Below are 15,246 nucleotides of genomic sequence, written 5' to 3' on the forward strand. Positions count from 1 at the left end.
CACTCACTGCGCGAATTCCCCCGCCATCCACGATCCAAGCTTCTCGACAGGCATCTGGGATGTCGGGTGCACCGACGACAGCTTGCCGCGAAAGAGGACGGCGAGCCGGTCGCAGATCGCGTACAGCTCATCGAGCTCCTCGGAGATCACGAGTACCGCAGCGCCCGAATCGCGCAGATCTATCAGTGCCTGGCGAATGCGCAGAGCGGCTCCCACGTCGACGCCCCACGTCGGCTGCGACACGACCATCACCTTCGGCTTCAGCCGGACTTCGCGGCCGACGATGAATTTCTGCAGATTGCCGCCGGAGAGACTGTTCGCCGGTGACAGCTCACTGCCGGCTTTCACGTCGAATGCGGTGATCGTCGAGCGAGCGAACTCGCGGGCAGCGTCAGACCGCACCAGTCCATTCCGTACAAGTCCTGCGCTGTGTGCGGTCAGAAGGGCGTTGTCGGCAAGGCTCATCTCCGGCACTGCGCCTCGGCCGAGTCGCTCCTCGGGAACAAAGCTCAGTCCGAGCCGACGGCGTTGGGCCGCGTCGAGCGTTCCCGATGCCGACCCGCAGATGCTGACCGAGGCTGCATTCCCGACCCGGCGCTCGCCCGAGATCGCTGCAAGCAGTTCGCTCTGGCCGTTCCCGGAGACGCCGGCAATGCCAACGATCTCGCCGGCGCGAACGTTGAGATCGATCGAGTGCAGGCTCGTGCCGAAGGGATCGGTGCTCGCGAGCGTGAGGCCTCGCAGTTCGAGACGGGTCTCGCCGGCTTCACGCGGCGTCAGATGACACTCCCGAAGATCGCCGCCGACCATCATGCGTGCCAGGCTCTCGTTGCTCTCTGCGCGAGGTGTCGCGGTTCCGCTCACGCGTCCGCCGCGCAGCACCGTTGCGGTGTCGCAGAGCTCGCGGACTTCGTCGAGCTTGTGGCTGATGTAGAGAATGCTGACGTTCTGCGAGGCGAGGCGACGCAGCGTATCGAACAACATTCGAACAGCTTGCGGCGTCAGGACGGATGTCGGCTCATCCATGATGAGCAGTTGCGGTGATTGCAGCAGGCAGCGAACGATTTCCACACGCTGGCGCTCACCCACCGACATGCTGTGCACGAGTCGCAGCGGATCGATCGGCAGGCCGTAGCTTTCGGAGACTTCGCGAATGCGACTGGCGAGCTGCGCCGGCGGTTCGCGGGAATCGAGCGCGAGAGAAATGTTTTCCGCGACGGTCAGGGTCTCGAACAGCGAGAAGTGCTGGAACACCATGCCGATTCCGAGCTGCCGCGCTTCGGCGGGACTGCGAATCGTCACGGGGCGGCCTTCCCATTCGATGCGACCGGCATCGGGCTGCGTTACGCCGTATACGATCTTCATCAGTGTGCTTTTGCCCGCGCCGTTTTCACCGAGCAGCGCGTGAATCTCGCCAGCGCCGACGCGCAGATCGACGTGATCGTTCGCGAGCACTGCCGGGTAGCGCTTGGTGATGCCGTGCAGGGCGAGTCGCGGATGCGGCTGCATCAGCTCACCTTCCCCGTGCACGAGTTGCAGTCACCGTCGCAGTGATCCGTGGCTGCAACGGCGACACCAGTCGCGGGTTCCGTGGCTCGATCGAATACCTGCAGAAGCTGCGCAGCCACGGAAACTGCGATCACACCAGGAATTTTGCTGTCGATGCGATCGACGCCGATCGGACTCGTGAGCGTCGCGATGCTTGCTTCCGTCAGGCCATCTCCCGCCAGTCGCGACCGGAATCGCGCGGCCTTGCTCTTCGAGCCAATGAGCCCGACCCACGCGGCGTCGCCGCGATCGAGAATCGCGCGGCAGAGGTCGTAGTCGAGCGAGTGGCTATGGGTCATCACTATGAAATGCGTGCGCGCAGGTGCGGAAGCGACAGTTGCCGCAGGGTCCTCTGCGCAGACGACATCCAGTCTGTCGCCCGATGTGAGCGGCAGCAGCGATTTTCGAGAATCGATCCAGCACAGGTGCACCGGCAGTTCCGCGAAGACGCGCGTCAATGCCTGTCCGACATGGCCTGCGCCGAACAGCCATATGTGGGGCAGGCGCTGCCCGAGCCGTTCGCTCAGGCGGATGGTGCCGTCCGCGCAATGCTCGAGCAGTGTCTTCGCTGTCATCGAAGGATCGGTTTCCATTGAAGACTTCAGGGGACGGACGATCCGCCGCGACACACCAGTGTCGTGAATTTCCGAAACCAGAGCCGCTGTGGTCGACTTCGATGCCCGCGCGGTCTCCGCAAGCAGCGGCGAATCCGTGCGAGTGTATTTCTCGATCCACAGTTCCACCACCCCGCCGCAGCACTGGGCGAGATCGGTGGCCAGCACGAACCGCTGGACGGTCGCGGCGCGTGGATCATTGCGCTGAAGGAGGTTCCGCGCCGCTTCAATCGCCTTCCATTCCAGATGCCCGCCGCCGATGGTGCCGAACTGACGGTTCGGTTCGACGAGCATGCAGGTACCTGCTTCGCGTGGCGCGGAGCCCCGGACCGATGCAACGACGATCCGTGCGACCACGCCTGCCGATTGCAGCGATCGAAGGGCGGCTGTCGGCCAATCGTGCAGCGGGTCGAGCCAGTCACCGCCGGTGAATCCCGGTTCACCCAGCACTGATGCAGCATTGCTCATGAGCTTTGCTCCTTGCGTGCCTTGTCGACAGCACGCAGCACGGCCTCTGCGGTTGCGGGTGCCGCAAGCGATATGTTCTGGCCCGAGCCGCAACTGGCGATCGCATCGCGGATTGCGTGCAGCACAGAAATGCCGAGCATCAGCGGCGGTTCGCCGACCGCTTTCGAACGGTAGATCGTCTCTTCGCGGTTCTCGCCTGCGAACAGTGAGATGTGTGCTTCGGCCGGCCAGTCGCTGACGCTGGGAATCTTGTATGTCGACGGCGCGTGCGTTTTCAGTTCGCCGCGTGGGTCCCACCACAGTTCCTCGGTGGTCAGCCACCCCGTCCCCTGCAGAAAGCCGCCCTCGATCTGGCCGAGATCGACGGCGGGATTCAATGAGCGGCCCACGTCGTGGAGGATGTCGACGCGCAGCAGCCGCGTCTCGCCGGTGAAAGTGTCGATGCTGACTTCGCTCACGGCGGCGCCGTAGGCGAAATAGAAGAAGGGCCGGCCCTGGAACCGCGTGCGGTCCCAGTGAATCTTCGGCGTTCGATAGAAGCCGGTGGCCGAGAGCTGGATGCGCGCTGCATGCGCCTGGCGAACGAACTCGGCGAACGCGACGCTGCGCGTGCCGATGTGCACCGTGCCGTTGTCGAATCGCACCGCGTCGGGAGTCACGTTGTCGGTCTGGCACGCCCACTGGACGAGTCGTTCGCGAATCGTCTGCGCGGCCGCCTGTGCCGCCTTGCCATTCAGGTCCGAGCCGGACGAGGCAGCTGTCGCCGATGTGTTCGGTACTTTCCAAGTGTCAGTACCGGTGATCCGGATCGCACTCAGCGGCAACGACAGTTCCGTCGCGACGACCTGCGCGACCTTGGTGTGCAGGCCCTGGCCCATCTCCGTGCCGCCATGATTCAGGAGCACCGTGCCGTCCGTATATATATGTAGCAGCGCCCCGGCCTGGTTGTACAAGGTGGCGTTGAATGAGATGCCGAACTTCACCGGCGTCAGCGCGATGCCGCGCTTCGTGGACTCGTGCGAGCGATTCCACTCGGCGACTTCGCGACGGCGCTGCTCGTAGCTCGCCGATCCCGCAAGCTCATCGAAGAGTGCCGGCAGAATGTTGTCCTCGACGACCTGGCCGTAGGGCGTCGTGTTGCGCTCGGTTATTCCGTAGAGATTGCGGTGCCGCACCGCGAGCGGGTCCAGGCCGAGCTTGCGCGCAATGTCATCGAGAACCTGCTCGATGACGAGCATGCCCTGCGGGCCGCCGAATCCGCGGAAGGCGGTATTGGAGACGGTGTTCGTTTTGCAGCGATGCGAAACGATCTCGACGTGCTCGAGGAAGTACGCGTTGTCGACGTGGCAGACGGCACGATCGTTCACTGGGCCGGAGAGATCCGCCGAATAACCGCAGCGCGATGCCAGCATCACGGTCAGCGCCTCGATGCGGCCGGAGCCATCGAAGCCCACATCGTAGTCGGCAAGAAAATCGTGACGCTTGCCCGTCATGAGCATGTCGGCGTCACGATCGATGCGCAGCTTGATCGGTCTTCCTGTCTTGTGTGCCAGCACCGCGGCGGCCGCGGCAATCAACGCCGGCTGGCTCTCCTTGCCCCCGAAACCGCCGCCCATGCGCCGGCATTGCACGTTGATGTCGTGTGCGCGGCGACCGAGCGCGTGCGCAACGATGTGCTGGACTTCGGTGGGATGCTGCGTCGAGCAGTGAATCAGCATCGCACCGTCTTCCTGCGCAAGCGCGATCGCAATCTGACCTTCGAGGTAGAAGTGATCCTGGCCGCCGACAACCATCGTTCCCTGCAGGCGATGCGACGCGCGTTCGAGCTTCTGTTGAGGTTCGCCGCGAACCAGGCGTTGCGTCGGCAGGACGAAGCTCTGGGCCGCCAGCGCGGAGCGGATGTCCAGGATCGGCGGCAGCTCCTCACAATCGATTTTCGCTCGCGCGGCAGCTTTACGCGCTGCCTGGTATGAAATCGCTGCCACTGCAAAGAGAGGTTGCCCGGCGTACTCGATGAGTGCATCGGCGAAGATCGGATCGTCGTTGATGACTGCGCCGTAGTTGTTCTCCCCGGGGATATCGGAAGCAACGGCGACGCCGATCACCCCGGGCGAGGCGTACACGTCCGTCAGATCGAGCTTCCGGATGCGACCGTGCGCGATGCGGCTCAATCCGAATGCGGCGTGAAGCGTGTTCGCAGGCAGCGGAATGTCATCGCAGTACAGCGCGCGGCCGCTGACATGAAGATGGGCGCTTTCATGCGGCAGCGGTTGGCCAGCACGCGACTCGTCGGCCGACGCGGGCTTTCTCATGAAGCACCGCCTGCACATTCCGCGAAGAATCGGCGCAGGAGATTGCCTGCGACAGTCGTTCGATACTCGCCGCTGGCGCGCATGTCCGTGAGCGGCTGGAAATCGCGGGCCAGTGCGAGCACACCATCGTCGATGGTTGTGTCGCCGACAGGTTTGCCGATCAGGGCTTGCTCCGTGTGCTTCGCTCTCGCGGGAATCGCAGCCATGCCGCCGAATGCAATGCGGGCGCTCCGGACGACTCCGCCGTCGATCTCCATCGCGAAGGCGGCGCAGACGCCGCTGATGTCCTGGTCGAAACGCTTCGATACCTTATAGCTGGCGACCTTGAGTGCCGGAGCTGCCGCCGGGATCGTCACGCTGACGATGAACTCGCCCGCATGCAGATCCTTCTTCTGGTAACCCAGATAGAACTGATCGAGGGGCAGGGTGCGCATGCGATCGCCACTGCGCAGTTGGATCGTCGCGCCGAGGGCAATGAGTACGGGCATCGAATCGCCGATCGGCGAGCCGTTCGCAATGTTGCCGCACAAAGTTCCTGAGTTGCATACCGGCGGCGAGGCGAAGCGCCGCGCAACATCCGCCAGTGTCGGATGAATTTCGACGATGGCGCTCAAGGCCTCGGTCAGGCGGACGGCGGCTCCGATGCGCAAGGCGCCCGCGGCACGGTCGATCCGCTTCAGTTCATCGATCGCACCGATGTAGAGGATCGGCGGCAGATCGCGCAACTGCTTGGTAGTCCACAGGCCGATGTCGGTTCCGCCCGCAAGAATGAGAGAACGCGGTGCCGCTGAGTACGCCGCCGCCAGTTCATCGACTGTGCGAGGTGCCATGAATCCATCGCGAGCGAGCGGCTGCGTACGGCGCAACGCCCGCAGCCGCTCGAGCCTCTCGTGCGACTGGCTGTCTGTGCGATTCCACTTCGGGGTGGCTGCATAGTCGTTCATGTGACAACCGGCATCGATAATTGGCCGATACCCGGTGCAGCGACACAGGTTGCCCGCCAGCGCATTCACGACATCCGCACGCTCCGGCGCGGAATCGTTGAGATACAGCGCGAACAGCGACATCACGAATCCTGGCGTACAAAATCCGCATTGCGACCCGTGCCGATCCACCATCGACTGCTGCACCGGATGCAGTATTTCGCCGGCCTGCAGACTTTCGACGGTGACGAGCTCGTGCCCATCGAGGGTGGGCAGGTAGCGGATGCAGGAGTTTATTGCCCGGTACTCGATGGAGCCCGACGCATCCAGTTCACCGATGACAACCGTGCAGGCCCCACAGTCGCCCTCTGCGCAACCTTCCTTGGTTCCGGTTCTGCCGAGCGTCTCCCGCAGATACTCAAGAACAGTCGTCGTGGCCGGCACGTCGCCAATCTGCACGATCTGTCCGTCGAGGATGAAGCGGATAGTGTCAGTCTCAGGAACCACGGTACACCGAGTAGCTCCACGGCGTGACGATCAGCGGCACGTGGTAGTTCTCATCAGGCGTCGCTATGCCGAACGGGACGACGACGTTCTCGAGGAACGCCGGGTCGGGCAGCGACACGCCGCGCGCGCGGAAATACTCGCCGACATGGAAAGTCAGCGAATAGCGGCCTTTGCGGAAACGAACGCCCTCGATGAGCGGGCCCGTGCACCGGCCGTCGTCGCCGGTCGTGCGTTCGACGATGGGTACCGGCCCTGCATCCGACACTTCGTGCAGCTCGACGCGGATTCCCGCGGCGGGCCGGCCTGTATACGTATCGAGAACGTGTGTTGTCAGTTTGCCCATGAAAGTGTGCGCAGAAGGGTCATGGTGGTGCGATCGCACATCGGCAGCCATTGGTTTTGGTGCAGCCCACTCTCCTGAGGATAGCGGCGTCCCGCGGGCGCACCAAAATTTTTGACTGGGAGATCATGTTTCCTGTGTACGATGCAAAAATCGTGTCGTAGGCTGTGTCCGAGTTCATGTCCGCGTCGCGAACATCCAATCTGTAACCGAACCTGTCACGATGAAATTCAACCTGAGATCCGCGCTGCTCGCGCTCACCCTGGGCTGCATGACCCTGGTCGCCGGCGCGAGCGAAGCCCCATCCGATCCGCTCAAGGTGGCCTTCGTTTATGTCGGCCCCGTGGGCGACGGGGGCTGGAGCTACCAGCACGATCTCGGCCGCCTGGCGCTGGAAAAAGCGCTGGGTTCGAAGGTCAAGACCACGTACGTCGAGAGCGTCGCTGAAGGTGCCGATGCCGAGCGTGTCATCCGTCGCCTCGCGGCCGGCGGCAACAAGCTGATTTTCACGACTTCTTTCGGGTTCATGGAGCCGACCCTCAAGGTGGCGCGCCAGTTTCCGAAGGTGAGTTTCGAACATGCCACGGGCTACAAGACTGCGCCCAACATGTCGGCTTATGAAGTGCGTTTTTACGAGGGGGCGTACCTGCTCGGCGTGCTCGCGGGGAAGATGACCAAGACCAATACGCTCGGCTTCATCGGCTCGCATCCGATCCCGGAAGTTATCCGCAATATCAATGCGTTCACACTCGGCGCCCGCAGCGTGAATCCGAAGATCCAGACGAAGGTGATCTGGGTCAACACCTGGTACGACCCGGGCAAGGAACGTCAGGCGGCGGAGACGCTGTTTGCCCAGGGTGCGGATGTGCTGAGCCAGAACACCGATTCCCCCGCGGCCGTTCAGGTCGCGGAAGAGAAGGGCAAGTACGCGTTCGGCTGGGATTCCGACATGTCCCGCTACGGGCCGAAGGCGCATCTCACGGCGAACACGCAGGACTGGTCGATCTACTACATCGACATGGCGAAGCAGGTCCTGGCTGGCACGTGGAAGGGCGGGCGCATCACGCGTACGGGCCTGAAGGAAAAGGCCATCGTCCTGACCAAGCTCAATCCCGCGATTCCCGCTGACGTGGCCAAGCTCTTCGAAGAAAGGAAGCAGGCGATCGCGACCGACAAGCTCGTCCCTTTCGCGGGTCCGCTGAAGGACAATACCGGCGTGCTGAAAGTGCCGGCGGGCAAGCAGATGAGCATGGATGAGCTCGTCGCGTTCAACTGGTATGTCGAGGGCGTCGCGAGCACCGTGCCGAAGTGACGGCGCGTTTCTTGAATACAACTGGCCCATGTTGTTCAAGATTGCCGCCCATCGCGGACGCAAGAGTCCGAGCCGCATCCGCCGCAAGAATGAACAGCTGATCCTCTCGGCTGCCGAAGAGGAGTTCGCCCGTCACGGGTACAAGGGCGCGAGCATGAACAGCATCGCGGTTCGTGCGGGACTGCCCAAGGCGAACATTCACTATTACTTCAACAGCAAGCTCGAGCTGTACGCGGCGGTTCTGAGCCGCATCATCGAATTGTGGGACGGCACGCTCAACAAGCTGAAGGCAGACGACGATCCGGCCGTGGCGCTGCCCGAGTACATCGCAGCGAAGATGCGCTTCTCTCGCGAGCAGCCCCTGGCATCCCGCATCTTCGCCATCGAGATCCTGAACGGCGCGCCGAACCTGGTCGGCTACTTCGACGAAGAGTACCGGCGCTGGTTCCGCAGCCGCACCGAAGTGTTCCGCGCCTGGGCACAGCAAGGCCGCATTGCACCGATCGATCCCGCGCACCTGATTTTCCTGCTCTGGAGCGCGACCCAGCACTACGCGGACTTCGCGTGCCAGATCCGCGCGTCGATCGGCAAGGAGGAGCTCACCGACGATGATTACGACAGCGCGACGCGGACGCTGACGCAGGTAGTTCTTCGCGGCTGCGGTGTTCTTGAGTCTGAGAAAAGATTCTCCACGGGGTGCACGGGGACCACGGGGGGAGGATGAGCAATGCGTTTCTCGGCGGTTGCGCAGACGCGCGGGATTTACGGCCAATCGCACCTGTTATTGATCTTCCCCGTGGTACCCCGTGTACCCCGTGTACCCCGTGGAAATTCTGTTCTCCGATCTTCGAGGTAAGCATGAAAGTTCGTCACTGGTGCATTCTCGCAGTGCTCGCGATGGGGCTGGCACGCACAGCCACGGCCGCCGAGCCTTGGTTCGAGGAGCTGAAAAAGAACGCTACGCCGCAGCAGCTCTACACATTCCTGTATGCGCTGCCCAAGGGCGGCGATCTGCACAACCATCTTCCGGGCGCGTACCTGTCCGAATGGATGTGGGACGAGGCGCTGGCGCAGAAGGCGCGCGGCTACACCTACTACACGAAGGTGAAGATCAACAACTGCGTCGACTTCGGAGCAAACGAGTTCTCGCCCGATCGATACCTGCTGCTGTTCCGGACGATCGGCGGCTCGAGCTACGCGAAGCTCGACGATTGCCAGAAGGGCGAATACAAGGCGCTCGGGGCGCTCGATGACCGCGAGCGCAACGCGTGGCTCAACAGTCAGCGGCTCGACAAGCCCCATGAAGGTCGTCACGAGTTCTTCGAAGCGCACTGGTTCCGGATCGACGAGATGATCCGCAATCCATACTTCGTTGCGGAGCTGCTCTACAAGAACATGGAAGCGTTCGGCAAGGAGGGGGTTGTCTACCTCGAGCTTCAGAACGGCCTCGATGGTTATCTGAAGGCCGATGGTTCGTCGTTCACCCGCGATGAAGTCGCCAATATCGTGCGTGCCCGGCTCAAGGCGAAAGATGCGGTCGCCACCGGTGTGACCGTGCGATTCCAGAACTCGCTGCTGCGCTTCACGCCGGATGCGGAAGAGCGACTGAAGGAGCTGTACGCGATCAATGATGCGTACCGCGACCTGTATGTCGGCGTGAACATGGTGGGCCGCGAGGACGACGACAAAGGCTATCCGCTGCGTTTCCTGCCGACGCTTCGCGAGCTGCGCCACAAGTATCCGGACATCAAGCTGTCGATTCATGCGGGCGAAGTCGACGAGCCGAATTCCCATATCCGCGACACGCTGCTGCTCGGCGCCGACCGGATTGGTCATGGCGTCAATCTGATCAGCGACCCGGAGACGATGCTCCGCATGCGTCACGGCCCGTATATGGTCGAGATCAACCTGGTGAGCAACCTTCTGCTCGAATACGTACAGAAGTACTCGCAGCATCCATTCCCCGAGTACCTGCGCGTGAACATCCCGGTGGCGCTGTCGACGGACGATCGCGGCATGTGGGATTCGAACATGACGGACGAGTACTTCGTCGCGGTGAGCGAGTTCAATCTTTCGTGGGAGGAGCTGACGCAGCTCGGCCGCAACTCGCTGAAGTATTCGTTCGTCGATGAACCGACGAAGCAGCGCCTGCTTGCCGACTACGAGAAGCGCGTGCAGGCGTTTGCGCAGCAATTCCAGAAGCAGGGATGGACAGCGCTCAAGGACGTGAAGCCCGTGAGCTATTCATTCCTGTGCAAGCAGTACAAAGTCTGCCTCCAATAAGCGCAGGCGCGGTGCGGGACACGGACGTCCTGCCGCACCATCGGCGCGCTTCGCGCCATTTCTTCTTCGGACGCTGTCGCGCGAGACCGTCGACTCAACGTTCAATCCCCTGATTTTCCCCTGATTTTTACGGCTGCCGCCCGCGCCGGAAAATTTTTGACCGGCCAGACAGCATTCTGGCCTCAAACGTGCTTGGGGGAAGGCGATCGGTACTGGCCGTACCTTCAAGCCACTAGGGGACTCATTTCAATGAAAAGCTCTTTGCTCGCTCGCGAGATTCGCGCGATCTGCCTGTTGTCGCTGGGTGTCGCGTCGATCGCTCACGCCGAACCCGATTCAGCCGTGCTGGACGAGGTGATCGTCGAAGGCGATCGCATCAACGTAATTCCAACCGAGAAGCTCGAGTCGGTGTTCGGCTTCGGCAAGACCGCAGTGGAAACGCCGCGATCGATCACGACCATCAGCAAGGAGATGCTCGACAAGGTGCTGATCACGGAGATCGATGACCTGGTCGCCCTGACGCCCGGTTCGTTCACCCAATCGTTCTTCGGCGTCGCGGGTTCACTCGACGTGCGCGGCACGCCCGGCGAAAACTACTTCCGCGGCGTGAAGCGCATCGACAACCCGGGCAACTATCCGACGCCCATCGGTGCGAGCGATCGTATCGACGTGGTGCGCGGCCCGGCATCGCCGATCTACGGGCCGTCGAAGATCGGCGGCTACCTGAACTTCGTACCGAAGTCGGCGCGCGCATCGACGGGGCAGCTGATGAACCAGGCGACCGGCGAGATCGGTGTGACGATGGGCAGCTGGGACAAGAAGGTGATCAGCGCTGAAGTTGGCGGCCCCGGAGAACTGTTCAACAAGCCGCTCGGCTACTACCTCTACACCGAGTTCGAGAACTCGGACAGCTACTACGACAACACCACGACCGATCAAAGCCTGTATCAGGCCTCGTTCGACCTGGCGCTCACCGACACGTCGCGCCTGGAGTTCGGCGGCATGTACCAGGACTACAAGGGAAATCAGGTGGCGGGCTGGAACCGCCTGACACAGGAACTGATCGACGACGGCACATACATCACGGGCAGTCCTCCGTCGCTCGATACCGATGGCGACGGCTTGCTGTCGGCAGACGAGTCCAACGCGGGCGCTGGCCTGGCGGCCTTCCTGTTCGGTCCGCAGACACCGCAGAGCATCCTGGCGGCGCTGCAGGCCAATCCGAATCTCAATCTCGAGAATCCGGGCACCGCGCACATCGACGGCAACACCGTGCTGGTACAGGAAGACGATACGCTGGAAAGCGAAGTGCTGACGCTGTACTTCGACTACATCTACGAGTCCGGGAACGGTCTCATGGTGACGAACAAGACGTTCTTCGAGTCGCTCGACAACGTGAACGAGAATGCCTACGGGTTCTCGCAGATGGCGGACACGTGGGTGGTCGAGGATCAGCTGGTCATCGGCTACGAGTTCTCGCCCACGGATGTGGTCGAGGCAAGCGTCCAGGTCTCCCCGTCGATCCGCCATCAGGACTTCGAGCACGGCGACAACTTCGACAACGAGTACTTCGATCGCCGTGACATCACGTTGCCGGGCTCGCCGATCGACCGACGCACGATGGCGACGCGCGGCCAGGAAAACTACTCGCAGCACACCGTCGGCGACTTCACCAACTACGCGCTTGCAGCGATGGCGGATGTCACGTTCTTCGGGAAGCTGAACCTCCTTGCCGGCGCCCGCTACGACTATCTGGACATGAAGTCGGAAATCCTCGCCGACTCCAACGACAGTCCCGGAACGCAGGCGGACGACACGGACAGTGCGACGTCCTGGTCGGCCAGCCTTTCGTATCAGCTGCCGTGGGGCTTGCGCCCCTACGTGACCCGGGCGGAGCAGTCGACGCTGATCCTCGGCCAGGGCGGCCAGATTCCCGCGCTCGCGCTGGCAGACGGCAACGCCGTCGCAGATTCGGAGCTCACGGAGTACGGCATCAAGGCTGCGATGCTGGAGAACAAGCTGTATCTCGCGCTCGACTACTTCGAGCAGGAACGTCTCGACTACAACGCGCAGGACACGGTGACGAACAACACCACGCGTGCCGAAGGCTATGAGTTCGAAGCCCGCTGGGTCGTGACGAACAACGTCACGCTCACGGGCGCCTACACGAACCTGAAGGTCTACAACATGGGCGCGCTCGACGCAGGCTCCCAGTTCAGCTTCGTGGGCGCAGCCGACCTGCAGGGCGTCGATCCGTCGCTGCTCTACGGAGGGGTGGGTCTTCATGTCGTGGGAGTCGACGGCAAGGAGGATGCGCGCAAGGCCGGCATCCCGGAGACCATGTTCAGCGTCTATGCCATGTTCAGCTTCGACGGCATGCTTTCGGGGCTGACCGGATCCATCGGCGGCTCGCACGTCGACTCGGTCTATTCCGGCTTCGCAAAGAACATCAAGCTGCCCAGTTACACGCTGCTCAACGCGAGCGTGTATTACGAAACCAGCAGCTGGAAAGTCGGCCTGCAAGGCAAGAACCTGACGGACGAACGCTACTTCCGCTCGAACTTCCCGGACCTGTTCGGGAATTCGGTGGTGTTGCCGGAGTTGCCGCGCAGCTACCTGGTGTCGGCGGCGTACAAGTTCTGATGAGCGGGTGATGGGGTGATGTCACTTCATCACCTCGCCCGTCTCCATGTCTGACTGTGGGTCCGGCTTTAGCCGGACGTCAGCCGAAGGCTCTGCTGTCCGACGCAGTCGGACAAGGGAGTCGCTGGCGCGATGACGTCCGGCTGAAGCCGGACCCACAGGAAGACGTCATCACCCATCACAACATCAAGATTCATCCATGCTTCGACTCGTCACCCGCATCGTCACAGCAGCCCTCGCTCTCTGCGGTGCCCCCGCGTTCGCCGCCTCCGTCAACGATTTCCCCAAAGCCAGAATCGCGATCGTCGGCGGCACGTTCATGAACGACGCGCTGCTGAAGCGCAAAGACCTCATCAAGGGGTCGTTCAAGATCAAGACCAAGGTGGGTGAGTCGCCGACGATCTATGCCTGCGAATCAGGCGGCGTCCCGTTCTACTACGTTCACGGCCACGGAGAAGGAAAGTGGGTGGAGACGTGGGCGGCGCTCTACGATCTCGGGGTTCGTGATGCGATCGGCGGCGCAACGGCCGGCGGGATCAACAAGTCGATGAAGCTGTACGACTATGTCGTGCCCGATGACTTCATCGATATGAACGTCGACCGGCCGCTCGCGATGCCGCTGGTCGTCTATCGCGATCCGAATGCGATTCCACTGCCGCGCTACACACCGGCGATGGATCCGTTGCTGCGCCAGATCCTGATCGAGGAAACGCGTGAAGCACTGCGCGCTTCGCACGACTACGACGACATCCAGATTCACGAGCAGGGCGTGGTCATCCAGGCCCGGGGCGGTCGCTTCGAGACGGCCGCCGAGATCCGCATGTTCGCAACCTGGGGCGCCGACCTCGTGACCATGAACGTGGGCACCGAAATGGCGTATGCCCGCATGATGGGCATCAACTATGCCTCGTTGGTCGCCATCTCCAATCCCGCGGAAGGGGTGGGCGAGTGGGAATGGGACACGCTCAAGAATGTATACCCGAGGCTGAATCCTCTGAGCCTGCGGATCGTGCTTGCCACGCTTCCGCGCATTGCCGCGATCGGGGATGATGTGCCCCGCGTCGGCGACGGTCTTCGGATGCATCCGGAAATGACCAGCGAACCGACGGCACATTAGTGGCCTCCGTCATGCTCGCGCAAGCGGGCATCCATCCGGACCGAGAAGAATGGATTCCCGCTTGCGCGGGAATGACGAAGTAGTACCGATAAGTCCCGGGGGACGTATTCCAATGACATCGAAATTGCCGCGACATCTGCTATCCACATTGCTGCTGCTATTTTCGGCAGTGATGGCTCACGCCGCCGAACCGCCGATCGAGATCAAGGTCGTCGTCGTGACGATGTTCGAGATCGGCAAGGACACCGGCGATACGGCCGGAGAGTTCCAGCTCTGGCACGATCGCCAGAAGCTCGATGAGAAGCTGAAGTTCGCGCATCACCACGATCTGTATCTGAACCGCAAGACCGGCGTGCTCGGCATGGTGACCGGCATGGGCACAGCGAACTCCGCAACCGCCGTGATGGCGCTGGCGCTCGATCCGCGCTTCGACCTGTCGAAGGCGTACTGGCTGGTCGCGGGCATCGCCGGGGTCGATCCGGAGGACGCGCCGATCGGCTCCGCGGCCTGGGCGGAGTATCTCGTCGACGGCGATCTGGCGCACGAGATCGATGCACGCGAGATTCCCAAGGACTGGAAGACAGGCTACTGGCCGCTGTTCTCCGCGGGGCCGTACGACCCGAAGCGTCCGGGCGGCAACGGCGAAGTGTTTCGCCTGAATCCCGATCTCACCGAGTGGGCGTACCAGCTCACGCGTAACGTGAAGCTGAAGGACAACGAGGGATTGCAGAAGACCCGCGCGAAGTTCAAGGATCACGCGAACGCACAGAAGCCTCCCTTCGTGCTCAAAGGCGACAACCTGGCCGGCATGACGTTCTGGCACGGCAAGCTGCTGAACGAGTGGGCGAACGACTGGACGAAATTCTGGACCGGGGGCAAGGGCAACTTCGTCACCTCGGCGATGGAAGACACGGGCAGCTATCTCTCGCTGTCGTACGTGCATCCGACCGGCAAGGTCGACAAGGAACGCATGATGGTGCTGCGCACGGCGAGCAACTACACGATGCCGCCGCCGGGCGTCACCGCCGCGCAGCACATGAAGGCCGAGAACGAAGGGTATTCGGGTCTGAACGATTCCGTCGAAGCTGCCTACGCCGTGGGCAGCGTGGTCGTCGACGAAATCGTCAGGAACTGGGCGAAGTACCGCGACCACACACCACCGCTGAAGAAATAGGAACG

At 62.4% G+C, this 15,246-nt stretch carries 11 protein-coding genes; 6 read left to right on the forward strand and 5 right to left on the reverse strand.

The window, feature by feature from the left end; genetic code table 11:
- Window positions 1–3: 3 nt before the first annotated feature.
- Genes HNQ60_RS21865 through uraH form a run of 5 tightly spaced genes read right to left on the reverse strand, consistent with a single transcriptional unit; the run spans window position 4 to window position 6,715 of the window.
- Window positions 4–1,509 (reverse strand): ABC transporter ATP-binding protein, encoded by a 1,506-nt coding sequence (locus tag HNQ60_RS21865; RefSeq protein ID WP_184334888.1) that lies wholly within the window; start codon window positions 1,507–1,509, stop codon window positions 4–6.
- On the reverse strand, window positions 1,509–2,630 hold the full coding sequence (xdhC, locus tag HNQ60_RS21870) for a xanthine dehydrogenase accessory protein XdhC (RefSeq protein WP_184334889.1): 1,122 nt from the start codon (window positions 2,628–2,630) through the stop codon (window positions 1,509–1,511). The genes HNQ60_RS21865 and xdhC overlap by 1 nt, the downstream gene beginning before the upstream one ends.
- Entirely contained in the window at window positions 2,627–4,942 is a 2,316-nt protein-coding gene (gene xdhB, locus HNQ60_RS21875) for a xanthine dehydrogenase molybdopterin binding subunit (RefSeq protein WP_246433743.1), read from the reverse strand. Before xdhB ends, xdhC begins: the two co-directional genes overlap by 4 nt.
- Entirely contained in the window at window positions 4,939–6,372 is a 1,434-nt protein-coding gene (xdhA, locus tag HNQ60_RS21880; protein ID WP_184334891.1) for a xanthine dehydrogenase small subunit, read from the reverse strand. The genes xdhB and xdhA overlap by 4 nt, the downstream gene beginning before the upstream one ends.
- A complete protein-coding gene (uraH, locus tag HNQ60_RS21885) occupies window positions 6,362–6,715 on the reverse strand; it encodes a hydroxyisourate hydrolase (protein ID WP_184334892.1) in 354 nt (117 codons plus the stop codon). Before uraH ends, xdhA begins: the two co-directional genes overlap by 11 nt.
- Window positions 6,716–6,935: 220 nt before the next feature.
- Between uraH and HNQ60_RS21890 the strand changes: the two genes are divergently transcribed.
- The 6 genes from HNQ60_RS21890 (at window position 6,936) to HNQ60_RS21915 (ending at window position 15,241) form a co-directional block, all read left to right on the forward strand.
- Window positions 6,936–8,024, forward strand: a complete 1,089-nt coding sequence (locus HNQ60_RS21890) for a BMP family ABC transporter substrate-binding protein (RefSeq protein WP_184334893.1) — start codon at window positions 6,936–6,938, stop codon at window positions 8,022–8,024.
- Between the two features lie 28 nt (window positions 8,025–8,052).
- Window positions 8,053–8,748 carry a TetR/AcrR family transcriptional regulator gene (locus tag HNQ60_RS21895; RefSeq protein WP_184334894.1) on the forward strand — a complete coding sequence of 232 codons (696 nt, stop codon included), beginning with the start codon at window positions 8,053–8,055 and terminating at the stop codon, window positions 8,746–8,748.
- A 134-nt stretch (window positions 8,749–8,882) separates the two neighbouring features.
- The gene (locus HNQ60_RS21900; RefSeq protein WP_184334895.1) at window positions 8,883–10,307 is read left to right on the forward strand and encodes an adenosine deaminase family protein; all 1,425 of its coding nucleotides are present in this window, start codon (window positions 8,883–8,885) and stop codon (window positions 10,305–10,307) included.
- Between the two features lie 249 nt (window positions 10,308–10,556).
- Window positions 10,557–12,950, forward strand: coding sequence for a TonB-dependent siderophore receptor (locus tag HNQ60_RS21905; protein WP_184334896.1), 2,394 nt, complete (start codon window positions 10,557–10,559; stop codon window positions 12,948–12,950).
- Window positions 12,951–13,149: 199 nt separating this feature from the next.
- Entirely contained in the window at window positions 13,150–14,067 is a 918-nt protein-coding gene (locus HNQ60_RS21910) for a phosphorylase family protein (protein WP_184334897.1), read from the forward strand.
- A gap of 112 nt (window positions 14,068–14,179) precedes the next feature.
- Complete coding sequence (locus tag HNQ60_RS21915) at window positions 14,180–15,241, forward strand: purine nucleoside permease (RefSeq protein WP_184334898.1); 1,062 nt, start codon at window positions 14,180–14,182, stop codon at window positions 15,239–15,241.
- Window positions 15,242–15,246: the final 5 nt, after the last annotated feature.

This window comes from Povalibacter uvarum (genome assembly GCF_014202975.1).
In the GTDB taxonomy this organism is placed as follows: Bacteria; Pseudomonadota; Gammaproteobacteria; order Steroidobacterales; family Steroidobacteraceae; genus Steroidobacter; species Steroidobacter uvarum.